The sequence below is a fragment of the Spirochaetota bacterium genome, assembly GCA_038043445.1.
Lineage (GTDB): Bacteria > Spirochaetota > Brachyspiria > Brachyspirales > JACRPF01 > JBBTBY01.
Genome location: JBBTBY010000043.1, coordinates 1 through 24,718, shown reverse-complemented (window position 1 = coordinate 24,718; position 24,718 = coordinate 1). Strand labels below are relative to the sequence as shown.

At 56.5% G+C, this 24,718-nt stretch carries 24 protein-coding genes; 17 read left to right on the top strand and 7 right to left on the bottom strand.

Going from position 1 to position 24,718, the window contains the following annotated elements; all coding sequences use genetic code 11:
• Positions 1-48: 48 nt before the first annotated feature.
• Together AABZ39_06505 and AABZ39_06500 are read right to left on the bottom strand one after the other, a co-directional pair.
• Positions 49-1,128 carry a uroporphyrinogen decarboxylase family protein gene (locus AABZ39_06505; GenBank protein MEK6794408.1) on the bottom strand — a complete coding sequence of 360 codons (1,080 nt, stop codon included), beginning with the start codon at positions 1,126-1,128 and terminating at the stop codon, positions 49-51.
• Positions 1,129-1,235: 107 nt separating this feature from the next.
• The gene (locus AABZ39_06500; protein MEK6794407.1) at positions 1,236-2,102 is read right to left on the bottom strand and encodes an AraC family transcriptional regulator; all 867 of its coding nucleotides are present in this window, start codon (positions 2,100-2,102) and stop codon (positions 1,236-1,238) included.
• 202 nt (positions 2,103-2,304) lie between these two features.
• On the opposite strand from AABZ39_06500, the gene AABZ39_06495 reads away from it, so the two are divergent.
• Positions 2,305-4,029 (top strand): PQQ-binding-like beta-propeller repeat protein, encoded by a 1,725-nt coding sequence (locus AABZ39_06495; GenBank protein MEK6794406.1) that lies wholly within the window; start codon positions 2,305-2,307, stop codon positions 4,027-4,029.
• A 21-nt stretch (positions 4,030-4,050) separates the two neighbouring features.
• On the opposite strand, the gene AABZ39_06490 is transcribed toward AABZ39_06495, so the two are convergent.
• A complete protein-coding gene (locus AABZ39_06490; GenBank protein ID MEK6794405.1) occupies positions 4,051-5,394 on the bottom strand; it encodes a PQQ-binding-like beta-propeller repeat protein in 1,344 nt (447 codons plus the stop codon).
• Positions 5,395-5,609: 215 nt separating this feature from the next.
• Between AABZ39_06490 and AABZ39_06485 the strand changes: the two genes are divergently transcribed.
• The 11 genes from AABZ39_06485 (at position 5,610) to AABZ39_06435 (ending at position 15,615) form a co-directional block, all read left to right on the top strand.
• Entirely contained in the window at positions 5,610-6,539 is a 930-nt protein-coding gene (locus AABZ39_06485; protein ID MEK6794404.1) for a glutamate--tRNA ligase family protein, read from the top strand.
• Positions 6,536-6,886, top strand: a complete 351-nt coding sequence (locus AABZ39_06480; GenBank protein MEK6794403.1) for a hypothetical protein — start codon at positions 6,536-6,538, stop codon at positions 6,884-6,886. The genes AABZ39_06485 and AABZ39_06480 overlap by 4 nt, the downstream gene beginning before the upstream one ends.
• A complete protein-coding gene (locus tag AABZ39_06475; GenBank protein ID MEK6794402.1) occupies positions 6,883-7,584 on the top strand; it encodes an ATP-binding cassette domain-containing protein in 702 nt (233 codons plus the stop codon). Before AABZ39_06480 ends, AABZ39_06475 begins: the two co-directional genes overlap by 4 nt.
• Before the next feature lie 56 nt (positions 7,585-7,640).
• Positions 7,641-8,291, top strand: a complete 651-nt coding sequence (locus tag AABZ39_06470) for a hemolysin III family protein (GenBank protein MEK6794401.1) — start codon at positions 7,641-7,643, stop codon at positions 8,289-8,291.
• 142 nt (positions 8,292-8,433) lie between these two features.
• Complete coding sequence (locus tag AABZ39_06465) at positions 8,434-9,429, top strand: uroporphyrinogen decarboxylase family protein (protein MEK6794400.1); 996 nt, start codon at positions 8,434-8,436, stop codon at positions 9,427-9,429.
• A gap of 181 nt (positions 9,430-9,610) precedes the next feature.
• Positions 9,611-12,298, top strand: a complete 2,688-nt coding sequence (locus AABZ39_06460) for a carbohydrate binding domain-containing protein (protein ID MEK6794399.1) — start codon at positions 9,611-9,613, stop codon at positions 12,296-12,298.
• A 134-nt stretch (positions 12,299-12,432) separates the two neighbouring features.
• Entirely contained in the window at positions 12,433-12,528 is a 96-nt protein-coding gene (locus AABZ39_06455; GenBank protein ID MEK6794398.1) for a 30S ribosomal protein THX, read from the top strand.
• Between the two features lie 129 nt (positions 12,529-12,657).
• Entirely contained in the window at positions 12,658-13,203 is a 546-nt protein-coding gene (gene frr / locus AABZ39_06450; GenBank protein MEK6794397.1) for a ribosome recycling factor, read from the top strand.
• Positions 13,204-13,228: 25 nt separating this feature from the next.
• A complete protein-coding gene (locus AABZ39_06445; protein ID MEK6794396.1) occupies positions 13,229-13,963 on the top strand; it encodes an isoprenyl transferase in 735 nt (244 codons plus the stop codon).
• Positions 13,964-13,973: 10 nt separating this feature from the next.
• On the top strand, positions 13,974-14,945 hold the full coding sequence (gene galT, locus AABZ39_06440) for a galactose-1-phosphate uridylyltransferase (protein MEK6794395.1): 972 nt from the start codon (positions 13,974-13,976) through the stop codon (positions 14,943-14,945).
• A 16-nt stretch (positions 14,946-14,961) separates the two neighbouring features.
• Complete coding sequence (locus AABZ39_06435) at positions 14,962-15,615, top strand: ATP-binding protein (protein MEK6794394.1); 654 nt, start codon at positions 14,962-14,964, stop codon at positions 15,613-15,615.
• Here AABZ39_06435 and AABZ39_06430 read toward each other — a convergent pair.
• Genes AABZ39_06430 through AABZ39_06415 form a run of 4 tightly spaced genes read right to left on the bottom strand, consistent with a single transcriptional unit; the run spans position 15,612 to position 18,179 of the window.
• Positions 15,612-16,760, bottom strand: coding sequence for a glycosyltransferase family 4 protein (locus tag AABZ39_06430; protein MEK6794393.1), 1,149 nt, complete (start codon positions 16,758-16,760; stop codon positions 15,612-15,614). The genes AABZ39_06435 and AABZ39_06430 overlap by 4 nt on opposite strands.
• Complete coding sequence (locus AABZ39_06425) at positions 16,757-17,032, bottom strand: hypothetical protein (protein MEK6794392.1); 276 nt, start codon at positions 17,030-17,032, stop codon at positions 16,757-16,759. The genes AABZ39_06430 and AABZ39_06425 overlap by 4 nt, the downstream gene beginning before the upstream one ends.
• An 11-nt stretch (positions 17,033-17,043) precedes the next feature.
• The gene (locus AABZ39_06420; protein ID MEK6794391.1) at positions 17,044-17,454 is read right to left on the bottom strand and encodes a thioesterase family protein; all 411 of its coding nucleotides are present in this window, start codon (positions 17,452-17,454) and stop codon (positions 17,044-17,046) included.
• The gene (locus AABZ39_06415) at positions 17,454-18,179 is read right to left on the bottom strand and encodes a pyridoxine 5'-phosphate synthase (protein MEK6794390.1); all 726 of its coding nucleotides are present in this window, start codon (positions 18,177-18,179) and stop codon (positions 17,454-17,456) included. The genes AABZ39_06420 and AABZ39_06415 overlap by 1 nt, the downstream gene beginning before the upstream one ends.
• A gap of 93 nt (positions 18,180-18,272) precedes the next feature.
• On the opposite strand from AABZ39_06415, the gene AABZ39_06410 reads away from it, so the two are divergent.
• The 5 genes from AABZ39_06410 to AABZ39_06390 all read left to right on the top strand — a co-directional run.
• Entirely contained in the window at positions 18,273-20,150 is a 1,878-nt protein-coding gene (locus tag AABZ39_06410) for an ATP-binding protein (GenBank protein ID MEK6794389.1), read from the top strand.
• A 44-nt stretch (positions 20,151-20,194) separates the two neighbouring features.
• The gene (locus AABZ39_06405; GenBank protein ID MEK6794388.1) at positions 20,195-21,112 is read left to right on the top strand and encodes a phosphatidate cytidylyltransferase; all 918 of its coding nucleotides are present in this window, start codon (positions 20,195-20,197) and stop codon (positions 21,110-21,112) included.
• A gap of 24 nt (positions 21,113-21,136) precedes the next feature.
• Positions 21,137-22,594 (top strand): radical SAM protein, encoded by a 1,458-nt coding sequence (locus AABZ39_06400; GenBank protein MEK6794387.1) that lies wholly within the window; start codon positions 21,137-21,139, stop codon positions 22,592-22,594.
• A gap of 12 nt (positions 22,595-22,606) precedes the next feature.
• Complete coding sequence (locus tag AABZ39_06395) at positions 22,607-23,842, top strand: O-antigen ligase family protein (protein MEK6794386.1); 1,236 nt, start codon at positions 22,607-22,609, stop codon at positions 23,840-23,842.
• A partial coding sequence (locus tag AABZ39_06390) for a radical SAM protein (protein MEK6794385.1) occupies positions 23,797-24,718 on the top strand: 922 nt, incomplete at its 3' end. The genes AABZ39_06395 and AABZ39_06390, both read left to right, overlap by 46 nt.

The following is a 24,718-nucleotide window of genomic DNA, read 5'->3' as shown; positions in this document are numbered from 1 at the left end:
TGAAGTATATCGCCATGCGCGTATACGTCAAGAACGACCGCGCAGCGATCACACGCACATGGCCGATACCCGCATAGGCATCCGGCATTCGCATATCGTATCGATCAGCGATTCGTCGAGCGTATCGGCGCTGTCATACGGCATGAAGACCATGCGTGATGACTGCGGTATCCGTTCGCTTATGAAGCGCACGAAAGACCGTGATGACCCGCCGAACTCCTGCTGATGCGCAGGGGCGTGTGCACCCATCGTATGCACGATGCCTGGAAAACGCTCCGCGATCACCGCGGGTTCGGTGAACGGATACATCGTGTCAAGCCCGCGGAGGTTGTATATCTCGGCGAACGCGTCATAGTGCTGCTTGAAACGTGCGCAGCAATGAATGAAGACCCCGTTGAATTCCCGCGCAATACGGTTCACATAGGGAAGCCCAAATTCGCGGTACAGCTCAGGCGACAGGAGTTCGGTGAAATCTTCAATGATCCCTACGCCGTATTCCTCTGGCATATGAAGATTCGGCCAGGAAACGAGTTCAGCATTCTCGAAATTATCCCGGAAGTAATGGAAGACCGAAATGATATAGTCGGTGACAAGCGAAAGGAGATGATGCACTTCTTTCGGATTGTCATACATGGCGATGATGAAATCCTCCTGACGCCACAGCATAGACGCAGTGTTAAGCGGACCCTGCATGTCAGGGACACGCGGCGGGATGCAGCCGATATCCGCAGCAACATACCGGTAGATATCGACCGACTCTTTCACAAGACCGCTCATCGCCGGGGGGAGCGTGAGGCGGTATACATCCTCCGGCTTCTCGATGATAGGGTCTATCCAGAACATGCCGCCCTCGTCGCGATGCCAGGTGCCGCCGAACGCGCTTGCGAGCGCCGGTGTGCCGAGCACGCATTTGAACGCGGGGAGCGTATCATACCCGAGCGATGCTTCCACTTCGATATGTCGTATGAATTCACGACGCGCTTCGTCCTTATCAAGCGTGTTCGTATAGCGAATGCCCGACTGCGGGGCGATGATGGTCCTCACGTCAGCATCGTTCCGCCAGAACTGCGCCCAGTGCTCGCGGCGGCGTGCAAGCTCGTCCGCGGGAAAGAGTTCCTGTATGTTCATCGTGTACTCCCGGTCTTGATCCATGATGATCGTACGCGATAAAGGTACACTCGGATAACGGTATCGGTTATAGCATGGATGGAAAAACTATGGGCGAAATGGAAGCATTACCCGCGCCCGAGCGACCGGCGATACGCTTTCGGCGTGATGCCGGTGATGCGCTTGAACTGCTTGAAGAACGTGAAAATATCGGCATACCCGACACGATGAGCGACCTCGCTTGCGCTTGCGGCGCCGTTCGCAAGCAGCACCTGCGCGCGCTCGATGCGTTTGCGCAGCCGGTACTGCATGGGTGATGTGCCGGTCACCCGTTTGAATTCTTTCCTGAAAAGGTCATAGCTCATTCCCGATGCGGCGGATATCGCTTCAAGATCGATATCATCGGCGAGATGGTTTTCGATCGCGGCAGCGGCGGTGTGTATCCTGTCCGCGGGTGACGGTGTTGACACGATGCGCTCATTGAACATGCCGAGAACAGCGTACACCTTCGCAAGCAGAACGGAATGCGGAAGCGTGGTGTCGAATTCAGCGATGAACCGATGGAGCGCATCAAGCAGATCGTCCGTGATCGGCACTGCGGCGATGCGTTCCGGCGGGCATATCTGCGGTGCGGCGTTATAGAGCGCGGGCGATAGTTGAATGAAGAATTCCATCCACGAAGGAATATCATCGTAGAGGAATCTATGCGTTCCGGGTGTACGGTATACGAGCGATCCGGGCCGAAGATGATGCTCGCCGTCCTTGTCGGTGAAGCGTGCATTCCCGCGGAGGAGATAGAGGAGCGCGAAATTGGGGAATCTTCCCTGTATGGCGTGTGTGCCGTCCGGCGGTCTCCAGAACCCGAGCGATATCATGCCGGCATCCGTGCCGCCCAAGGCGATCGATTTTGAGGTGTTTCGCCCGAGTTTCTCGATGAAACTGTCTATTCGCGATGCATCGATGCTCGCCGGTGATATACCTTTGCCGACCGCCATGGGAATACTGTATCAGAACCGGCACTCACGTCAATACATCGATAACATTCGATCGATATGCGGCATGTATGGACTTCGTGCATAACAGTTCGAGTCAGACAGTTCGAGTCACGATTGACAGAATTCCATGCGGCGTTATACTTGCCGACGAATCAGAATACTGCGATCGATCATGCTGAAGATCACATTCGAGGAGTTGCACATGTCGGAAAAAGGAACATCGGAGAACAGGGGCGATACTACTCAGCAAACAGGTCTGCGATTATTGCCAGGCATAATTATTGTTGTCATTCAATTGCTGCTGCGATTCGTTCTTCCTGTCATAGAACCCGACGGGCTCATGATAGCGATGTTCTCCGGCATGCTCGGCGGACCGGCGCTCATTGTCTGGTGGTGTTTTTTCAGCCGCGCACGAGCTTTTGAGCGATGGCTTGCCCCGGTTCTCGCGATAGTATCCCTTGTCGCCGTGTCGTTCTTTCTCGACATATCGATAGCGACGGCGAACATGGGCATGATGTTCATGATGTTCGCAACGCCGGCCATGTCATTGGCGTTCGTTCTCTGGGCGGTTATCGGCAGCCGTCTTTCGGCACTTCCCCGCCGAACGGCTATGGTCATCAGCATTCTCCTCGCATCGGCTCCCTGGCTCTTCCTCCGCACCGACGGCATGGACGGGAGCGCGAATCAATCGTTCAATTGGCGCTGGGCCCCGACACTGGAAAGCCGCCTCCTTGCGAAAGGCGATGAAGCCACCGTGCCCGCGGAAGCGGGTACAAAAGCGGCGTGGCCGGGATTTCGCGGCGAGAACCGCGACAGCATCGTCCGCGGCATATCGATAGCGACGAATTGGAAGTCATCACCGCCGAAACAGCTCTGGCGCAGAAGTATCGGTCCCGGCTGTTCGTCCATGGCGGTGAGCGGGAATATGCTCTTCACGCAGGAACAGCTCGGCGAGCATGAGGCCGTGTCCTGCTATGATATCACGAGCGGCAGGCCCGTCTGGAAGCACCGCGACAAAGCGCGATTCTACGATTCGCATGCCGGTGCGGGCCCCCGTGCGACACCGACCATCGCCGGAAGACGCGTATACACGCTCGGTGCCACCGGCATTGTGAATGCGCTCGATATGAAAACCGGCTCGGTCATATGGACGCGCAATGCCTCGACCGACGGCAGTGTGAAAAATCTCAATTGGGGTTTCGCCGCGTCGCCGCTCGTCATTGGAGATATCGTCATTGTTTCCGTTTCCGGAAAGCTTTCCGCGTATGATGCAGCGAACGGCATCGTGCGCTGGTCGCTTCCCGATGGAGGCAACAGCTACAGCTCGCCGCATCTTCTTGCCATCAACGGGGTTCCGCAGATAGTGCATGTGAGCATGGCCGGAGCGCAGAGTGTCGCGCCTGAAACCGGAAAGCAGCTCTGGAACTATGCCTGGAAACTCGAGGACCGTATCCTTCAGCCTGCGCTCATTGCCCCGAACGATCTTATGCTGAGCTCCGACGGTGAACAGAGCGTACGCCGCGTACATGTCGCGCTCAACAGCGGAAAGTGGTCGGTCACGGATGTATGGTCATCGACGGAGATGAAACTTAACTTCAACGACTTTGTCGTTCACAAGGGATATGCGTACGGTTTTCACGGGCCGAGCATAGCCTGCATCGATATCAGGAACGGCAAGCGTGTATGGAAAGGCGAACGCTACCGCGGATGGATAGTGCTCCTTGCCGATGAGGACATGATGCTGGTGCTGTCGGAAAAAGGTGCATTAGCCCTTGTCGCAGCGAAGCCCGATGCCTTCACCGAACTTGCGAGCATAAGTGTTCTCAAGGGAAAAACATGGAATCATCCCGCGCTGGCAGGCGATGTGCTTGTCGTGCGCAATGCGTCCGAGATGGCCGCGTATCGGCTTCCGCTTCTCGGCAAATAAAGGGAGCGCCCGAGAACGAAACTATTTCAGCCGATAGCAGGCGAGCGTATTCCCGTGCCTGATATAGAGCTTGTCGTTCGCAATGATGGGTTTCGTCCACGTGCGTTTTTTTCCTTCGGGAACGAAGTGCTTTATCTCCGAGACAAGTATGAATTCCTTCGGATCAGGCTTGACCAGGAACAGATTCCCCTGAATGTCAAGACAGATGATATGCCCGTCGGCATAGATCGATGTGCCGTGTCCGATGCGGTCGGTCTCCCACATCTTTTTCCCGGTGGCAAGTTCCGCGCAGACGAAGGAGCCGCTGTTGATGATAGGCATGCCGCTGTAGCAGTAGATATATCCGTCCTTGATCACCGGGTTTGACTGATACGACTTTATCGCATCGTTCTGCCAAATTTTCTTCGGTCTCCCGTTCTCTACGCGCGCTACGATGCTGCCTCCGCCTTTCATAGTGCTTGCGAATACGTACTCATTATATACCGCGGGCGTCGTCACCATCATCTCGGTGGCGAATTTTCCTGCGGGAATATCCCATGCTGCTTTTCCGGAATCGGCGTGTATGAAACTGATGCCCGGCTTATGCAGTATGACAGCGTAGTCGATGCCGCCGATGTTCATAAGCGCTGGCGTTGAATAACAGCCCATTGCGGGGCGCGACTTCCAGAGAAGCGCACCGGTTTTTTTATCGAGCGCGATAGCGAGCGCTCCGCCGCCTGCATGAAGGATCACCCTGTCTTTATACACAAGCGGAGACCCGGCCGAGCCCCATTCCGGCGGCGTGCATCCGGCATTGGTGATATTGAATTCCCAGATCAATGTGCCGTCATAGAGTGCATGACAGCGCACATCACCCTCGCGCGAAACGGTATAGACATTGTTCATATCGATGGTCGGCGTGGCGCGCTGACCCTGTCCGTAATTGTTCTTTGCAGCGAGGGGATATTTTCTAAGCCAGATGAGCTTGCCGTTCTCAGGATCGAGACAGAAGATATAGTCGTTCACTTCGTCCCTGCCGGGAACGACGAGACGATTCCCCCGTATAGCCGGGCATGACCAGGACATGGCCTTGGCTCCTTTGCAGAGATATCCTATCTCCCAGACCTTCTTCAATCCATGCGACCAATCCTTCTGAATTCCGGTGACGGGACTTTCATTGTTATGCGTCGGGCCAAGCCATTCCGGCCATCCAAGGGGCTCAAGCGTTAACGCCGTCGGTGTCTGCATCGGTGCCGGTATGCTGTCCGACTTCCATGCTATATCGCCGGAAAAACTGGTCGACCAGAGATAGAACCACGCGCCTGCTGCCAACAGTGCGCCGACGAACGCTGCAATGGAAATAAGAATGATACGGCTTTTTTTCATAGCATCTCCCGGATGATCAAGTGCCCGGTAGTGTATGGCCATCACGCTATTTGTCAAATCATTAAGCGAGACTGTCGCGAAAATGCTATTCACCCATAACGAAGAACAATGGTCATAAAAAATTCATCAGAATCGATGAGAACAGCGGGTTGCAACCCGCTGTTCTCTATGGAGGACTATTGACCGTACAGTACGGTGACACTATACTGCATTGTATGCCACGACTACGCACACGCATAGCGCCGACACCGAGCGGTCATCTGCACATCGGGAACATCTATTCATTCCTGCTTACCTGGCTCATGGCGAAACGCATCGGCATGAGCATTCTCCTTCGCATCGATGATATGGACGCAGAGCGCAGTCGTCCCGAATATGTGGATTCGATATTCCGCACGCTTGAGTTCGCCGGCATCACCTGGGACGAAGGCCCGTCCGGCCCCGATGACTTTTACCGCAACTGGGGCCAATCGTGCCGTCGGCATCTCTATGACAAAGCGCTCGAAACGCTTCGCGATGCCGGCACACTCTTCGCCTGCGGCTGTTCCCGTGCAGCGCTTCGATCATCGCCGGACGGCACGTATCCCGGCACATACGCGGGCAGATGCGCAAGCGCTTGCCGAGAACGCGGACTTCCCTTCGAAGGGGATGTCGCCTGGCGAATGCGCATCGATGCCGATACGGTGTCTATCAACGATCATTTCCGCGGCGCTGTCACCTCGCCGTTCCCTGCAAGCATGCGGGATGTTGTCGTGCGCCGACGGGATAGAATTCCCTCATATCAGCTCGCAAGCGTCATCGACGATGTTCATTTCGGCATCACGCATATCGTCCGCGGGCGTGATCTGTTCGATTCCACCTGCGTGCAAGTCATCATCGGCGAAGCGCTCTCGCTTACCGCGTTCGCACGTACGCCGCTCATTCATCATCCCTTGATCGCACCCGGCGGCAGGAAATTATCGAAATCGCAGGACGCAGCGCCAGTGCTCTCCGCATACAAGGACAGGTCATTGCTCATTCGTGATGTGCTCGTCTGTGCGGGCGTGAACGGCGATCACCATTCGCTTCAGGAAATGCTCGCCGATGCTGATGAGATCATACGGGCATTGAGCACATATCCAAAAGGAGTTCCCGATTCTCTATGACAAAGGCACGCTACATCAATATCATCCTTTTCCATTTCTCGCGGGTCATAAAATATAATGTACCCGTCACCGTCCTCCTCACGCTGCTGATATCACTGTTTCTTCCGATCGGAAACTCCTCACGGCAGGGTATGCTGCACGAAATAGCGTCGTATTTTAAAATGCTGCTTTTCATAGCCATGACATTCGGATTCGCCGCCGGGGCATTGCTCCATGAATACTTCCTCCGGAATTCCCGCATACTGTACAGCAATTTCGGATTACGCCGCAGTATTCTGTATCTGTCCTCGTACGTCATTACGTTCGCATGTGTATTCCCGCTGTATGTCGTGGCGGCGCTTCTATGATGACGCAAAACGCCATGGGAACACTTGAAGTGAGCGATCTATCATATTCGTATATCGGCAGAAAACTGCTGAGCGGGATATATCTGAAATGCCGGATCGGCGACGTGATCGGCGTTCTCGGCAGGAATGGTGCCGGGAAAAGCACTTTGCTTAGGACCATCTACGGCATGCTGCCGGAAGCCTTCAAGCATGTATTGATCAATGGATCTTATTTTAATACCCCGTTCCTTTCGGGGAAGATCGCATATTGCCCGCAGGAGAATTTCATTCCGGAGCATATGCGCCTGTCTGAAGCGGCATCATTCCTTTCCCGCGAACTCGCTGCATCGCTCAAGGCCGATGCCAGGATATCCTCCCTGTGGCAACATCGCTTCGGAAGCCTCTCCGGGGGAGAGAAGAAGTATTTTGAAGTCCTGTTCCTCCTGCATTCACCGGCGGAGTTCATACTGCTTGACGAACCGTTCACCGGAATATCCCCGATCTATCAGCAGGACATCATACGGACATTGACGCAATGGCGAACGGAGAAAGGATTCATCATTACCGATCATGACTATCGCACACTCATGGAAGTGACGACCTCGCGAATGATCATCATCACCGGCAGCCTGCATGCTTTCAAAAGCGAGGCGGACCTCCGCCGGTACGGATATCTCCCCACGGGGAAGATACGCCGAGAACATCGGCATGCGAAATAGGGTTCGCTGCAGACTCTTCCTCCAACAATTGTTATATTAGAGTCGGAGTGATGGATATGACATACGACGAAGATTTCACGCCGGGCGAAGAGTTCGCCAATGCGGCTATACACGGTGGAGGTGCGCTCCTTGCTATCGCCGCGCTTATCGTCCTTATCATCCATTCCTCTGCGCACAGCACCCAATGGTATCCCGTAAGCTTCATTGTCTACGGTGTTACCCTCGTTTTTCTATTCACCATGTCCACGCTCTTTCACGGCATCAGAATGAAGCCGGCAAAGGATGTCTTTGAGGTGCTCGATCATTCCGGTGTCTATGTCCTCATAGCCGGGACCTATATGCCCTTCTGCTTTGTCGTCATCGGCGGAACGATGGGATGGGTCATATTCGGTATCATGTGGGGGATGACGGCGGTCGGCGCCGTGCTCAAGATATTCTTCGCAAAACGCTTCATTCTCCTCTCGACGACAGTATACATCATGATGGGGTGCACGATATTCCTCGCATTCGGGAAGGTCATCGCAACACTGCCGATCGCGGGTTTGATCTGGCTTTTGCTCGGCGGCGCGTTTTACACATCGGGAACAGTGTTCTATATCCGGCGAACGTTCCGCTATCATCATGCGGTGTGGCACAGCTTTGCCCTTGCCGGAAGCATTTGCCACTTCATCTGCATCTTCTTCTTCGTTCTCCCGCTTATGCCGTAGATGCGGCGAGAGGGCCTTAGCGCCGTGCTTTTGTATACTGACCGGCATGTCATGAATTTACAAAGATAATCCGTTATTTTCCATTGTCCGCTGGGGCCCCCGTAGCGAGTATATCCTCAAGCGATCAATGCGGAGGCAGTGTATGACACCACGCGAGAATATCATCAGGAACCTTGAACGGAAAGGCCCTGAACGCATAGGGATGAGCTTTGATAACGGCAGAATGAACGATTTCTGCGGAGCCGGCATCGGCGCATCGTCGTCATGGAAGCAGCATCGCTGGAACGAGAACGGTTTCGAGTATTACGACGACGAATGGGGCAATGTCTGGTTTCGCATCGAGAACATGAGCGCGGGCGGCGAGATCTTCAAGCCCGCCATTGAGGATTGGTCGCAGCTCGCGTCGTTCAAGCTCCCCGACTTCGCGAACCCGATGCGTTACGCAAAGGCGAAGGAGCTCTTCGCCAAGGAGACCGAGCGCTACCGCGTCATGTTCATCGGCGGCTTCATATTCGCGAGCGCACGGTATCTCCGGAAGATGGAGAATTATTTCCAGGACCTCGTCCTTGAGCGCGGATATATCGATGAACTCCACGGACGAATGGCCGAACTCATCGAAGGCATCATCATGCAAAGTGCACATGCCGGTGCTGACGGCATATTCTTCTGCGAGGACTGGGGCACACAGAAGGGCACGCTCATATCCCCCGACATGTGGCGCGACATCTATAAGCCGCTCTACAAGCGTCTCTTCGGCACAGCGCACCGGCATGGCCTCCATGTGCTCATGCACTCCTGCGGCTACAACTGGGGCATTCTCGATGATCTTGCCGAATGCGGTGTGAACGCGTTCCAATTCGACCAGCCGCATGCCTACGGCCTCGAGAAGCTCGCGGCGAAATTCCGCGAACTGAACGTATGCCTTTATTCGCCGGTGGATATTCAGGCGGTGATGCCGACGGGTGACCGAGCACGCATCGAAGATGAAGCGAAGAAGATGATAGAACTTTTCGACGGCGGGCTTATTGCCAAGAATTATCCCGATCTCAAAGGGATCGGTGTTGCGAAGGAATGGGATGAGTGGGCGTACGATGTGTTTGAACGCGCAACGCACGAAAGCAAAGTTCTTACGGCGTAAGGGACGTTCGTGAAGCGTCCCGGACAGAATGGAAATTGTCAGTACGAATCGGAACGCCGCTTTGTATAATCGTCGAACCGATTCGTGTATTTACAGAATGCCTCCCGGCGTATAGTATGATGGTATGGCTGAGAACAAGGAACGTACGTGCGAGCATGATTGCACATCCGGAGAGGACAAAATGGGAAAAACATCATCGATGCGGCTGACGGGCTTCGTTTTTATTATTGTATCTGCTCTTTTTACCGTACTGCCGGCAATAGCAGCAGAATCGGATGCGGCCCTATTTCCCTTCGTGCTGCCCTGGGATGACTCGTCGCCCGGCATCGCTAATATCTCCGGCTGGCTGCATAAGCCCGCGGGCAAATTCGGGACGCTCCGCGCAGGCGAGGACGGACATATCTATGCCGGGAAGGAACGAATTCGTCTTCGCGGCGTGGACATCACCCATGCGGCGAATTTCCCGACCAAGGAAGATGCAGAGAAGATCGCGGCGCGCATGGCGAAATTCGGTATCAATATCGTTCGCTTTCATCACATGGACCAATATCCGTTCCCCCGGGGGTTGTACCTTCGCGACTCGAAGCATACGCGGGTATTCGACCCCGAGGCGCTTGATCGCATGGATTACTATATCGCGCAGCTCAAAAAGAACGGCATTTACACATATCTCTGCCTGCTCAACTATCGCCCCATCAGCGCGGCCGACGGTCTGCCGAAAGAGATAGAACAGGCGAAAGGGAACAGCTTTCAGGGACGGCATGCAATAGGGTTTTTCGACAAGCAGATCATCGACCTGCAGAAGGAATTCGCGCACAATCTTCTCACGCATACCAATGCGTACACCGGCAAGCCCTACACCGAGGAGCCGGCGGTCGCATTCGTCGAGGTGAACAATGAGAATGGATTGTTCCATATACTCTACGGCGGCATAGGGAACAGCGGCGGCATCGTCGGGACCTTTCCTGAACTGTATCTGACGCAACTGCGCGGGCTGTGGAACGACTGGCTTATGCAGAAATACGGTTCCGACGATCGCCTGCGATCATCGTGGAATATGAACGACTCTGAGGCGATCGGTGATGAGATGATCCGGAATTTGAATTTCGCCGCCGGTATCGATCAGTGGCTGCTCGAGCAGAACGCGGGGGCGGGGGCGTCCGTTTCCCCCACCGATGATATGCCGCCCAATGTGAGCGGGAAAACCATGCTCATTGAAGTAACGAAGCCGGGAACACAGAGCTGGCATATACGGTTCGAACAGAGGGATATTGCCATTGCCGAGGGGCGTATGTACACGCTCGATTTCTGGGCGAAGGCGGACAGCGCATCCACGATGGATGTCTGCATTTCCATGAATCGTGTCCCCTGGAAAGTGCTCGGTATGATGAACACGATGAAATTGACACCGGTGTGGCAGCGTTTCCATTTCGTATCGCGCATGGGCCAGGCAGACGATACGGCGCGATTGGTCTTCGATCCTCAGATGAAAAAGGGATCGTTCTGGATAGCCGGGGTATCGCTTAAACCCGGCGGGGCGACGGTGAACACTACCGATGAACGGCTTGAGGGGAGGCGCATACCCCTGGTGAAAGGGCCGGGCGAACTTACCGCATCGGCGCAGCGCGACTGGCTTACCTTTCTCTGGGACACCGAGGATCGATACTGGAAGACGATGAAGGGCTATATCAAGAACGATCTCGGGACGAAAGCCATGGTCATCGGCACCATCGTCGGCTGCAGCACGCCCAATCTCATGGCACAATTCGATGCCATCGACTCACACGGCTATTGGCAGCATCCGGCCCCATGGAATTCCAATAACTTTACCGTAGGGTATGCATCGATGGTGAACGATCTCGGCGGTCTTATCCCGAACCTTGCACTTCGCAGCGTCGTCGGGAAACCGTTCTGCATCACCGAATACGCGCATTGCGCGCCCAATACGTTCGTGAGCGAGGGCGATCTTATCCGCGGGGCGTATGCGGGGCTGCAGGATTGGGATTATCTTTCCACATCGCGATTCGCGCATGAAGCGCGCTGGGATCTGGGAAGCATCTGTAATTTCATCGACATCGATCAGCATCCCACAAGGATGATAACGCTTATTCCCGCCGGGGCGATGTACCTTCGCGGCGATGTGCGCGCGGCGAAAGAAACGGTATGCACCAGTATCACCAAAGATCGCGAGATCGATATCCTTCGCACCATCGGCGGACGATGGGATGCCGTGCAGGGCGGACATGCCGGTATCCCCCATGCGACACCGCTCAAACATCGAACCCTCATCGCCGTTGAAGATCGATCACCCCCCGCAGGAACACTTCGCCCGGAGCAGGTCACGGTCGGCGACGATAGGATCATTTCAGATACCGGCGAACTCGATTGGGATCTCAGGAAAAAGCAACGGGGCGTCGTTACGGTGAACACCGCCGGAAGCAAAGCTGTTATCGGATACAGCGGCGGGAACCGCTACGAATTGGGCGATGTAACGATCGAACCGGGGCCGACGCGGCAGGACGGATGGAGCGCCATCACGGTAACGAGAATGGAGGGCGACTCTTCCAAAGGCTCGAGATGGCTCATCACCGCAACAGGATATGTGGAGAATTCGAAAAAGGGATGGACCGTTGTCGTAGACAGGATAGTCGGCAAGGAGAACAGCTGGGGCGAAGGACCGACCATGGTCGAAGGGATACCCGCCCGCGTCAGCATGCCGAGCGCGGCAAGCCGGACGGAAGCTTGGGCTCTCGATGAACGCGGACAAAGGAAAACCAAAGTTGATATCGCTGCGGATGCGAAGGGCAATGCAGTGATCAGCATCGGGCCGAAACACAGAACGTTGTGGTACGAGATCGGTACGCGCTGACCCCCGGCCGTGTTTCAGGGATTACGGGCCCTATCAGCATAATCGTACCGTACTGCCGGAACATGCCATTGAATTGCAGTTGAAAACATGATAGAGTGTATCCGCTATTCATTGAATCGATCGAGGAGTTCATCATGGGCAAAGGCGACCGCCGCACGCGACGCGGGAAGATATGGCGTAAAAGTTTCGGCAAATCACGCAAGCAGCGCAAAGGCAAAAAGACCGCGTAATATCGACGGCGAAATGTTTTTCGGCGCGGGGTCCTGCGCTTCTTGAAGAAAAAGCATGCGTACGGTATACTGCCGTGGTACGCGTGTACGCGCAGGCGTCCGCGTGAGTTCGGTTGAGAGGAGTTCGATATGTCCGCTGCCATGAAAGACCGTATGGAAAAGGCGCTCGGCAATTTCCACAACGAATTAAAGACCGTGCGTACCGGGCGCGCCACCGCGGCCATTCTCGACGGGGTGAAGGTCGACGCGTACGGCCAGCTTATGCCGCTCAATCAGGTGGCCACCGTCACCACGCCGGACGCGAAATCGATACTCGTGCAGCCGTGGGATAAAGGCCTCATGCAGGCCGTCGAAAAAGGCATCATCAAAGGCGACCTTGGGTTTTCACCCACATCCGACGGCAATGTCATCCGCATACAGGTGCCCTCGCTCACACAGGAGCGGCGCGAAGAGCTCAAGAAGACCGTCCGTACACGCGCTGAGGAATCGAAGGTCGCCGTACGTAATATACGTCGCGACGAGAACGAAGTGATAAAGAATAAGCTGAAGGCGAAGGATATCTCCGAGGACGAATCGAAAAAGCAGCTCGATGCGATACAGAAGACGACCGACGATTACATCAGAAAGATCGATGAGCTTTCGCTCGGCAAAGAGAAAGAACTTTCCGCGGTATAGCGCGGGCATTCGCATAACAGAACACATGATAATTGATGGGATAGAACTGGACGAGACCCGGATACCCAGGCATGTCGCCCTCATCATGGACGGCAACGGCCGTTGGGCGAAGCTTCACGGCAAACGGCATACCGAGGGTCATCGCGCCGGGAGCGAACGCGTTCTCGAGATAGTCGATGCGGCGGGGCATGCCGGCATCGGCACGATAACGCTCTACGCGTTCTCCACTGAGAATTGGAAGCGTCCGAAGCAGGAAGTCGAATTCCTCATGATGCTCCTCGATGAATTCTTCAGGACGAAGATACGCGAAGCGATCGATAAAGGCGTACGCATACGTCAGATCGGCGATATGAAGGGGCTCCCCGAACGAACGCAGAAGACCGTGCGTGACGCCGAGGAACGCTCGAAGGATAATACAAAACTCACCGTGAATGTGGCGCTCAATTACGGTTCGCGCGATGAGATCGTGCGTGCGGTCCGCTCCATCGCAGAGAAAGCAGCTGCCGGAACGCTTGCGCCGAACGCCATCACCGAGGAGACGATATCTCTGCATCTGGATACGCACCGTGACCCGGACCCTGATCTCCTCATCCGCACATCGGGCGAGTGGCGCTTGAGCAATTTCCTTCTGTATCAGATAGCGTATGCGGAACTGTGGGTAACCGAAACGCTCTGGCCCGACTTCACCGGCAGGGAATTCATTTCGGCTGTTGCCGATTATCAAAAACGCGAGCGGCGCTTCGGCGCACGCACCGAGTAAGGAGCATCGTATGGCAGAACTTCGTTACAATCCCCTCATCGGCGACTGGGTCATGATCGCGAGCCACCGGCAGAACCGCCCGCAGATGCCGAAGAACTGGTGCCCTTTCTGCCCGGGCGACGGGAAGAACGTGCCGATGTACGATGTGCTCGAATACGACAACGATTTTCCCGCGCTCATGCTCACGCCGCCGAAACCCGACGATGTCGCACGCGGTGAACTCTTGCGCACCGCGCCTGCCGCCGGCAAATGTGAAGTGATACTCTATTCACCGGAACACACCATCACGCTTCCGGAGCTTTCGGTATCGCATATCGAAAAACTCGTGGCGCTTTGGCAGGAGCGTTTCCTAGCGCTTTCCAAAGAGGATCAGATAAAGTATGTCTTCCTTTTCGAGAACCGCGGCGAGGTGGTCGGCGTGACCATGCCGCATCCGCACGGTCAGATATACGGCTATTCCTGGGTGCCGCTCCGCATACAGCGGAAACTCGACAATGCGAAGGCATATCACGATACGAGCAAGCGATGCATTTTCTGCGATCTTCTGAAAGAAGAGGTCGCCGACGGACGGCGCGTGATCTTCGCGAACGAGCACTTCGTCACCTATCTCCCGTTCTACACCGATTATCCCTACGGCATCGCGATACAGGCGAAACGGCACGTAGAGAACATCACCGACTTCACCGCGGAGGAAGCGACAGCGTTCGCCGAAACGCTCAGGAACGCATCGGGGACGCTCGACGCTCTTTTCGGGAAGCCCTTCCCCTACATGATGTGCCTTTATAATGCACCGGTGGACGGCGGCAATTATTCGGCCCATTGGCATTTTCACATCGAATTCTTCCCGCCGATGCGCTCGGATACAAAACAGAAATTCAACGCCTCGTCCGAAACAGGGGCATGGGCGGCGTGCAATCCCACGGCGCCTGAGGAAAAGGCCGAGGAACTCCGTGCCGCCTACCGGCGTTTTTCCGGAAGCTGACCCCCGGGAGGGGACCATGACCGACGACGAATTGAAACGTGAGCATACCCGCCTGACCGCCGCCGGTGAAATAGCAGCGATCATCTTCCATGATCTTCGCTCGCCGCTCTCCATCATCAAAGGGTATATCGATATGCTCGCCCTGAAAGAAGGTGATGTGTCGAAAGAAAAACTGAAAGAGATATCCCTCGTGCTCTCGCAGCAGATAGAGACGATCAATCAGATGGCGGCGGACAGCGCCTGTTTCCGGGAATCGTCACCGCTGGTCAAGCGGCCCATCAGCGTCCCGCACATCATCGATCTGGTCAAACACAGCGCCCCGGTGAACACGTCCATCGCGGACGTGCCGGCGGTCGATATCGATGTCGATGCATCGCTCATCGAACGTTCGCTTTCCGCCATCATCCGTGTCCTTGCAGGCGCGGGTGATGTGTCCGTGGAATGCCGCGCGACCGACGATGCCTTCTCGTTCGTCATCAGCGCCGCGGGCAATGCGACGGACGATAATCTGTCGAAGATGTTCACGCCGCTCTTCGTCTACGGCAAGCGCCGCGGCGCGGGACTCGCGCTCATGTGCGCGAAAAAAGCCGTGCTCGATCACGGCGGGCACGTTCTGGTGGAGCAGAAAGACGGAAGGATGATCGTTACCGTGATACTGCCGCTGCATTAGTGCCGAAGACGCGCGAGCAATCCATCCACATGATGCCGTATCATATATCTATGAATGAGCGTCCGATACCCGTTCTCACCGAGCGAGCGGGCATATGACGGGGAGGCGATGCGCTCCATTGCCCATGCTATCGACAATGGATTGTCGGGGTCGACGATGATCGCGTTCTCGCCGTGCGTGGCAATCTCCGCTGAACCGGCGTCCGCGGACAGGATAAGCGGCGTACGGCGCGCCCATGCCTCGAGCGTAAGGAGACCGAACGGCTCCGTGCGCGGCACGGACACGACGGCAAGCGATGTTGCGATGAGCGTATCGAGTTCGGCGTTGTTCACATAGCCTTTCACCTCTACACGGTCCGCGATGTTAAGCGAGCGAGCGAGCGAGCGGATATTCTCGCGCTCCGGTCCGTCGCCGACAAAGGCGAACGTTTCCTTCGACCGCGGGTTGCGCGCGATGAATTCGCGGAACGCGATGAGCGGCGTGAACACGTTCTTGAGCGCGAAGAGACGGCTTACGAAGATGAAACGGCGCTCTCGCTCCGCGTTCTTTCCTGCGAGCATGGAATCGGGAATGCCCGGATAGACCACACCGACATCGCGGCCATAGACGGCGGCGGCGTGTTGAGCCGATTTCCCGCTGTTCGCCACGATGGATGACACCTGTGCAACGCCTTTTTTATCGAGGCGCACCGTGTTCATCTCATCCAGACGCAGCGAGCGCTTTCGCTTTTCTTCGAGCACCTTGCAGTGCGCGGCATTATCGCCGTAATACGGGCGCTTGGGTTCATGGCAGTACCATATCGCTTTTGGGATCGGGCGTCCGTGCTTTCGGGCATTATCCGCGGCGAAGCCGTAATGCATGGCAGCGGGGAAATTATGGAGAATGACCGCATCGTGGACAGAAAGCGCATTGCCCAGCTGTGTCGCCGATGCCGGCCAGGAAAGGAGCTTCAATCCGATGGGCGCGTACACCGGTGTGAGCGACTTCGGGATATCGGCGGGGAACGATCTGCTGTATACGCTCACCGCGATGCCGCGGCGGTGAAGCTCGTCGCATTCCCAGAAAATGACGTTCTCCGCCCCGCCACGTGCGGCACAATCCGGATGCATGATGCCTATCGAACGGATGCGCTCTCCGCGGTTCATTTCAGGAAGAACAGTTTCACCGCAATGGCAAGGACGGCAAGCACGAGTATGACGACGAGGATGACGAGCGCGCGGACGACGGTGCGAAGCGCCCGGAGCTCTTCCGTGACGACGGCGCGTTCCTCGGCAAGCCGATGCGCTACTTTCTCATCGATGGCAGCGGCAAGGCGCTTGCGTTCTTCCTCGCTGAATTTCTGGCCGAACATGCCGGCAATGACATTGACGCCGGTGCGAATCGCCTCGGCCACCGGCAGGCCCTTGAGCAGTCCCATTAGAAAACTCATCATCCCATTGCCCCCTGTATCTTTTCGAACAACGCGACCGGTATGCGGGTTATCTTCTTCTCGCGGTTAAGGAACGGATGCACGGTGTAGCCGGTCGCAAGGAGCTTGCCGTCATCCTTCAGTCTGAGCTCATAGGATATCTTCATATGTGCACGCGTGAACTCGTCGATGGTGGAGCGCACGACGACGATGTCGTCATAATGCGCGGACGCCTTATAGTCGATGAACGCTTCCTTGACCGGGAGTATTATCCCCTCGACGGTCTCCAGATCGCGATAGGTAATGCCGATGTTGCGCAGATACTCGGTACGCCCGACCTCCATCCACACGAGATAGTTCGCGTAATAGGTCACGCCCATCTGATCGGTGTCGGCGTAGCGGACGCGTATCTCGGCACAGCGCGGGTCCATCAGTCTATCCTGTAATTCTCGATGACGTCGCACATGTCGTGTACCGCGCGTTCGATGCCGGTGAAGACCGCGCGCGATATTATCGCATGGCCGATGTTGTACTCGTTGATGCGCGGTACCGCGAGGAGCGGGATGATGTTCTTATAGTTGATGCCGTGTCCCATATTGACGATGATGCCGTTGGCATTGCCCCACGCGGCAGCATCGACGAGCTTCCTGAGCTCGGCACGGAACGCATCGCCCTTCGCGTTCGCATAGCTTCCCGTATGGAGTTCCACATAGGTGACCGCGAGTTTCTTTGCGAGCTTCATCATCTCCATGTCCGGATCGATGAAGAGCGATACCGGTATGCCGTTCTTCATGAGGAGTTCGGTCACGGTCTTCAGCACATCGAAATTCGCCGCGAGATCGAGCCCGCCCTCGGTGGTGACCTCCTCGCGTTTTTCGGGAACAAGCGTGGCCATATCGGGCTTTATCTTCACGGCCGCATCGACGACGACATCGGCGACGCTCATTTCAAGGTTGAGCTTCGTCTTCACCGTCTCGCGGAGGAGCTTCACATCGCGCGGCTGTATGTGCCGCTTGTCCTCGCGCAGGTGCACGGTTATCCCGTCCGCACCGCCGAGCTCCGAGAGCGCGGCAGCATGCACCGGATCGGGTTCGTTCGTCCTGCGTGCTTCGCGTATCGTCGCGACATGATCGATATTGACGCCAAGTGTCGGCACTGTGGGCTCCGTATCGGCACTATACACCGGCCATGCCAAAAAAGCAAAGCGCGAAAATTGACAGATGAAGAACACCGACGTATAATCCCCGCAATGAAAGGCGCGACACACTCCGTTCTTCGCCGCATCATTTCCCTCGCTGCACCACCGACATTTCCCGGCGATCATGAGCGCACCCGGCAGGCGGGTCTGCTCATGCCTCTCATCGCCATGTTCATCCCGGTCATAATCATTTCAGTATTCGCCCTTATTTTCGTGTTCCCCGCGAAAATACCGAGCGCGGTCGTCATCGGGGTGATCCTTGTCGTCGAGATAACGTCCTACTCGCTCATGAAACGAGGGCATGTCATGGCCGCATGCCTCGTATTCACCGCCGCGACCGGGATCTATATCACCGGCGTCGTCATCCTTTCCGGCGGCATGTCCGGGGCCAACATATCCCACTATGTCGCATTGGTGGTGTTCGTACGGCTGCTCTTCGGCACGCGCGCGAGCCTCATCGCATCGGGCGCCATCCTCATCGTGCTCAGCGTCATCATCGCGCTCGGGATGTACGGCATCGTCTTTCCCCGGATATTTCCCGTCCCGGCGATACCGTCGCTTTTCATGTTCCTTTTCTCGCTCATGATCGCGCTCACCACGGTCCATGTGGCGGTCAAGAGACTCGATGAAGCGGTAGCCCTCGGCCTTGACGAGATACGCAAACGTGAGCGGATGATGGATACGCTCGCGGAGCGCGAACGGAAGGAACGGGAACTCACCGCACGGCTCACCGCGCTCAATGCCCTCATCAATGAACTCGCACGCAAGCCCTCGTTCGATGATTTTATCCGGCATGTCATCGACGGCGGTAAGAACGTGCTCGGTTTCCCGCGCATCTCGGTGTGGCTGTTCACCGACGATACTACGGCGATGACCGGCACGTTCGGCATCGATGAGGCGGGTGCCGTGCGCGATGAACGCGACAAACGCGTCGCCATGCTGAGCGAGGATCTTCCCTCACGCATGCTCCGCGAAGGGAAGAGCGTGCACGCCGCGGACACCGCGCTCAGGGACGATACCGGGAGCGCCGTCGGCAAGGGTGAGAACGCCGTCGCACCGATCATCGACGGGGGGCGCATCATCGGCGCCATGTGCATCGATAATCTTCTCACCGGTACGCCGTTCAACGAGCACGACTTGAGCACGCTCACGCTCTACGCGGCGAACGTGGGGCATCTGTACGCGATAAAACGCGCCGAGGCGGCGCTGCACTCATACGCCGACGAGCTCGTGCACTCGAACCAGGAGCTTAAGGAATTCGTATCGATAGTCTCTCATGACCTGAAGGAGCCGCTGCGCACCGCATCGAGTTTCGCGCTCCTCTTCCAGAAACGCTTCGAGTCCCTCGTCGATGATAAAGCGCAGACGTACATACGCGCCATCGTCGAGGAAGCGGACCGCATGCAGAAACTCGTCGATGCCCTCGTCTCCTATGCGCGTACCGGCAACCGCGGGCAGGCGTTCACCGCGGTCGATCTGAACGACATCGTCGCATCGGTCATCACGGGCATGCGCCAGCGCATCGACGAGAGCAGCACGGGCATTTCGATCGATACGCTCCCCGTCATTCAGGGCGATGCGGTGCAGCTTTCGCAGCTCTTTCAGAACCTCATCGATAATGCCCTCAAATTCCGTTCCCGAGAACCGCTCGCCATCGCACTGTCGGCGGCACGCGAGGACGACGGCTGGCATGTCACCGTGCGCGATAACGGCATCGGCTTCGATCAATCGCAGGCGGATTCCATTTTCTCCGTTTTTCGGCGCCTCGTGTCCCGGGAGTATTCGGGTACAGGCATCGGTCTTGCCATCTGCAAGAAAGTGGCCGTGCGCCACGGCGGGCGTATCTGGGCGACATCGTCGAGTGAGGGATCGATCTTCCATATCCAGTTCCCGTTCGCGGAGAACCAGGTGCTGCACGCATCGCGCTGACCGCCGCCATTGCATTTTCATCATCATCACCGTACAATGCACGCATGAAACGCATACTGCCGGCGATAATACTTCTGCCGATATTTCTCGTCGCCATGTTCCACGATATGTTCCTTCCGCTCCTCCATATCGGGACGATCGGTATTTCGATGATCGGCATCTACGAACTTTTCGTCATGGCAGATCTCGTCAAGCGCGAACCGGTAACGCTCATCATCACGGAGCTCTATCTCGTCGCTGCGTATATCGTCGTGCGCTCCGGCTGGGTCATGCTCGATACGGGCATGCATCTCTCGCTCGGGAACATGTCGCTTGACATCATAAAGAGCGGGACGTTCAGCGAAGCGATACGAAAACCGGAAATGGCCGTCATCGGCGGGCTTGTGGCGATACTTTTCCTCGTGAACATCTTCCGCTCGAAATACGACCGCGCCACGGGGCTCGCCATTGTCATGGCGGTGTTCGCATCCATCTACGCGGGTTTCTTCGTCTGGCAGATGACGGCGCTGCGCATGCTCGAACACGGAAAATATTATCTCGTCCTCCCCATCGCCATCGTGTGGATAGCGGATGCGGTCGCCTACTATTTCGGCTCGCGCTTCGGTAAGCACAAGCTCAAGGACAGCGTATCGCCCAACAAATCGATCGAGGGGCTCATTGCCGCGTTCGTCATCACCACGGCCATCATCTTCGGGCTCAATAAGCTCGTGCAGCTCGGTGCGCTCACCTTCGCGTTCGGCGAACGATACGCGTTCTCCGATGTGAAGATAATACTCGTATCGCTCCTGTTCGTGTTCGTCGGCTTCATCGGCGATATGGGCGAGAGCCTCATCAAACGCGCGTTCGCGGCGAAGGATTCGGGGAACATCATCCCGGGCCACGGCGGCGTGCTCGATCGTTTTGACAGTGTTATCTTCTCGCTGCCGGTGATGTACTACCTCATCGTATGGCGGATACTGTAAGCCCGATGGACGCACGATAACGGTATGGGAACGATACGCACGATAATGGTGGGATTCCCTCCCATCGAAAGCAACAAGGGCATACCCCTCGTCTCGCAGAACCGGCAGTTCCAGTGGTTCAATTCGCCGACGTACATCTATCCCGTCATACCCGCGACGGCCGCCACCATGCTCAAGGAAAAGGGATACGATGTCATTTTCAAGGATGCGGTGGCCGAGCGATTGACCGTCATGCAATGGCTCGATTTCATCGACGCGAAAAAGCCCGACCTCGTTCTCTTCGAGGCGAAGACACCGGTGATACGCTACTACTGGGACGTCATCGATTCGCTCAAGAACCGGCATAAGAGCATCATCACCGTGCTCGCCGGTGACCATGTAACCGCGCTCCCGATGGAATCCATGGAACGTTCGTCGGTGGACTATGTCCTCACCGGCGGCGATTTCGATTTCCTCCTCGCCAACCTCGTCGATCATATCGCTGACGGCACCGCGCTTGAGCCGGGCATCTATTACCGTGACAAAGGCGCCGTCGTATCGAGCGGCCATTTCACGCTTTCGCATGATCTCAATGCCGCGCCGGTCATCGATCGTGAACTTACGAACTGGAAGCAATACGCATACGCCAACGGCAATTATAAGCGCCTGCCGGGCACCTATATCATGTCCGGGCGCGACTGCTGGCACCATGCCTGCACGTTCTGCTCCTGGACGACGCTCTTCCCCAATTTCCGCGTACGCGCCGTTGACCATGTCGTCGATGAGATAGAATCCCTCGTCACACGCTTCCATATCCGCGAGGTGATGGACGATACGGGTTGTTTCCCCATCGGGAGCTGGCTCCACAATTTCTGCGATGAACTGATACGGAGGAAGCTCAACCGCCGCGTCACCATCGACTGCAATATGCGATTCGGGGCGCTTACCTATGACGAATACCGCCACATGCGCAAGGCAGGCTTCCGCTTCATACTGTTCGGGCTTGAGTCGGCCAATCAGGCGACGCTCGACCGCGTGGTAAAACGCCTCTCGGTCAGTGATATCCTCGCCTCCTGCCGCGATGCGAAACGCGCGGGGCTTTCGCCGCATATCACCGTCATGTTCGGCTATCCGTGGGAGAACGAGGACGACGTGGCACGCACGATAGCGCTTTCCCGCGAGCTCATGATAAAAGGCTATGCGCATACCATGCAGGCGACCATCGTCATCCCGTACCCGGGCACGCCCCTCTTCGACGAATGCGACCGCGCCGATATCCTTGTCACGCGGGACTGGGAACGGTATGACATGCGCGAACCGATCATGACCGGCAAGATGGATGCGGCTGCGATAAAGCGTGCCGTGCAGGAGCTCTACTCGCTGAGCTTTCATCCGCGATTCCTTCTTCATAAATTATTGTCGTTGCGCGACGCCGACGACATCGCATATTACTACCGGGCGTTCCGGAAGGTGTTCTTCGGGCACCTCAAAGACTTCTCATAACAGGATAGAGCGATGGCTATTGCTGCACGTGTTCGAACATACTGCCTTGAGGCGCAGGAACGACTGCTGTTCCAGTTCGGCTTCATCGTGCTTTGCGCGGGGCTTCCCATCTCCACCTCGGTCATCGAGATCGGCAAAGGCATCATCATCGTGTCGTTCCTCATCGCGCTCATACGCCGTCGCGCGTCGGTGCCGCTGCGGGATATCCGCATCATCACCGCCTCGCTCTTCTTCCTCTTCATCATCATATCGTCCGTCATCGCCTCGTTCGGGCCGCATGCGGCGCACAGCTGGGGGCGTTTCCCGGGCATGCTGGCGTTCTTCCTCCTGTTCATATCCTTCGCCGCCATGTTCGACATCCGAAGGGATGCCCCGCTCATCCTGGTGCTGTTCGCCGCCATGGCGGTGAACGGGGGCGTGATAATACGCGATTTCATCATCACCCATGAGCGCTCCGGGGGGCTTTTCCATCCGGTCATGTCCAATGTCCATTTCTGGCCCGCCGTTACGCTCATCAATCTCGGCATTGCCGCCTTCGTCCGCCGTACCGGGGCGCGTATCTTCTGGTCGGCACTCCTCGCGATGAACATCGTCGTCATCGGCTGCCTCTTCTCCACAACATCGTTCATCGTATTTCCCATACTGTTCGTGGCGCTTGTCATCGCCATCGCACCGCGCCGCATCGCGCTTTTCACCGTGTTCGCTGTTCTCCTCGCGGCGATAGTGCTCATGTTCATGTTCCAGAACCGGCTTCTCGACACACCGCTGCAGCAGAAGATCGAGCAGGTGATGTCCAACCGCCATATCGGTGTTTCACAGCGCGCGCATTTCTGGCGCGGCGCGGGCGAGCTCATCTCCGAGCGCCCGTTCTTCGGCATCGGCAACGGCCTCTGGAAGTATTATTTCTATGAAGGGACGGCAGCCGGCCGGGACTATGTCGCGAAAGGCATGGACGGCTACTATTTTCACGCGCACAATAATGCGATAGAGATAGCCGTCGCCTACGGTATGCCGGCGCTCCTCGCCGTCATCGCGTTCTTTGCGGCAGTGTTCATCAAGGGATCCTCGTTCCTGAGGACGCTCTTCTCCCGCGGGCGAAGGGAATTCGCCGTATGCGCGGCGATCTATGCCGGCATCATCGCCGTTCTCCTTCAGGGCATGAGCGATTACACGCTCTTTGCCGTCACCGGCGGGAGCTTCGTATGGGCGCTCCTCGGGGCGTTCATCGCCATGGAGCAGAGGCGTTGAAGTCGCTCACGATCGCGGAACTTTCCTCGGGCGGGCTTATCACCAACTATCAGTGCTCGTCCGCATGCCGTCATTGTCTCTACGGATCGTCACCGCGATGGGAAAAAGAATATATCACCAGAGAGACGGCGGAAGCGTTGTTCCGAACGATGCGCTCGCTCCATATAGCATCGATACATATCGGCGGCGGCGAACCGTTCCTCAATATCTCCGCGCTCGAAGAAGTGCTCAAGACCGCTCATGAACGCGGCATAACCGTGGAATACGTCGAGACGAATTCATCGTGGTTCCACGACGAGGAAAGCGCGGCGCGTACGCTCTCGGCGTTGAAGAAGCACGGGCTTACGACGCTCCTCATATCGATAAGCCCGTTCCATAATGAATTCATCCCGTTCCGCAAGGTGAAGGGCGTCATCGGCGCCTGCGAACGTGCCGACGTCGCCGTGTTCCCGTGGATGCGCGAATTCTACCCGAACGTGAGCGCGCTCGACGAAAGCAAGCCGCATCGCATAGAGGAGTACGCGGCAAAATTCGGCAGGAACTATCTCAGGGATATACCCTCGCGCTACCGCATCACCATGCGCGGGCGCGCAGTGGACACGTATAAGGACGTGTTCGCACAGCACGGTCTCGATGAGATACTCGAGAGCAAGCCGTGCAGCGAGCTCGCATCGACGGGGCATTTTCACTTCGACCTTTTCGGCAACTATATCCCCGGATTATGCAGCGGGCTCGCGATACATCATGACGATCTCGGGGAAACGCTCGATTTCCGGGAATACCCGTTCATCACCATGCTCTACAGCGAGGGCATCGCGGCGTTCCTTGCCTACGCGAAGGGGGAGGGTTTTCAGCCGGCGGATTCATACCTTTCGA

Excerpts from the sequence above, each read along its gene's own strand:
- AABZ39_06445 (MEK6794396.1), top strand. The coding sequence starts at position 13,229 with ATGATAATTGATGGGATAGAACTGGACGAGACCCGGATACCCAGGCAT.
- AABZ39_06420 (MEK6794391.1), bottom strand. The coding sequence starts at position 17,454 with ATGGACCCGCGCTGTGCCGAGATACGCGTCCGCTACGCCGACACCGAT.
- AABZ39_06465 (MEK6794400.1), top strand. The coding sequence starts at position 8,434 with ATGACACCACGCGAGAATATCATCAGGAACCTTGAACGGAAAGGCCCT.
- AABZ39_06480 (MEK6794403.1), top strand. The coding sequence starts at position 6,536 with ATGACAAAGGCACGCTACATCAATATCATCCTTTTCCATTTCTCGCGG.
- AABZ39_06425 (MEK6794392.1), bottom strand. The coding sequence starts at position 17,032 with ATGGGACTGCTCAAGGGCCTGCCGGTGGCCGAGGCGATTCGCACCGGC.
- AABZ39_06505 (MEK6794408.1), bottom strand. The coding sequence starts at position 1,128 with ATGAACATACAGGAACTCTTTCCCGCGGACGAGCTTGCACGCCGCCGC.
- AABZ39_06475 (MEK6794402.1), top strand. The coding sequence starts at position 6,883 with ATGATGACGCAAAACGCCATGGGAACACTTGAAGTGAGCGATCTATCA.
- AABZ39_06460 (MEK6794399.1), top strand. The coding sequence starts at position 9,611 with ATGGGAAAAACATCATCGATGCGGCTGACGGGCTTCGTTTTTATTATT.
- AABZ39_06400 (MEK6794387.1), top strand. The coding sequence starts at position 21,137 with ATGGGAACGATACGCACGATAATGGTGGGATTCCCTCCCATCGAAAGC.
- AABZ39_06455 (MEK6794398.1), top strand. The coding sequence starts at position 12,433 with ATGGGCAAAGGCGACCGCCGCACGCGACGCGGGAAGATATGGCGTAAA.
- AABZ39_06470 (MEK6794401.1), top strand. The coding sequence starts at position 7,641 with ATGACATACGACGAAGATTTCACGCCGGGCGAAGAGTTCGCCAATGCG.
- AABZ39_06430 (MEK6794393.1), bottom strand. The coding sequence starts at position 16,760 with ATGAACCGCGGAGAGCGCATCCGTTCGATAGGCATCATGCATCCGGAT.
- AABZ39_06500 (MEK6794407.1), bottom strand. The coding sequence starts at position 2,102 with ATGGCGGTCGGCAAAGGTATATCACCGGCGAGCATCGATGCATCGCGA.
- AABZ39_06495 (MEK6794406.1), top strand. The coding sequence starts at position 2,305 with ATGTCGGAAAAAGGAACATCGGAGAACAGGGGCGATACTACTCAGCAA.
- AABZ39_06485 (MEK6794404.1), top strand. The coding sequence starts at position 5,610 with ATGCCACGACTACGCACACGCATAGCGCCGACACCGAGCGGTCATCTG.
- galT (MEK6794395.1), top strand. The coding sequence starts at position 13,974 with ATGGCAGAACTTCGTTACAATCCCCTCATCGGCGACTGGGTCATGATC.
- AABZ39_06395 (MEK6794386.1), top strand. The coding sequence starts at position 22,607 with ATGGCTATTGCTGCACGTGTTCGAACATACTGCCTTGAGGCGCAGGAA.
- AABZ39_06490 (MEK6794405.1), bottom strand. The coding sequence starts at position 5,394 with ATGAAAAAAAGCCGTATCATTCTTATTTCCATTGCAGCGTTCGTCGGC.
- AABZ39_06405 (MEK6794388.1), top strand. The coding sequence starts at position 20,195 with ATGAAACGCATACTGCCGGCGATAATACTTCTGCCGATATTTCTCGTC.
- AABZ39_06410 (MEK6794389.1), top strand. The coding sequence starts at position 18,273 with ATGAAAGGCGCGACACACTCCGTTCTTCGCCGCATCATTTCCCTCGCT.
- frr (MEK6794397.1), top strand. The coding sequence starts at position 12,658 with ATGTCCGCTGCCATGAAAGACCGTATGGAAAAGGCGCTCGGCAATTTC.
- AABZ39_06435 (MEK6794394.1), top strand. The coding sequence starts at position 14,962 with ATGACCGACGACGAATTGAAACGTGAGCATACCCGCCTGACCGCCGCC.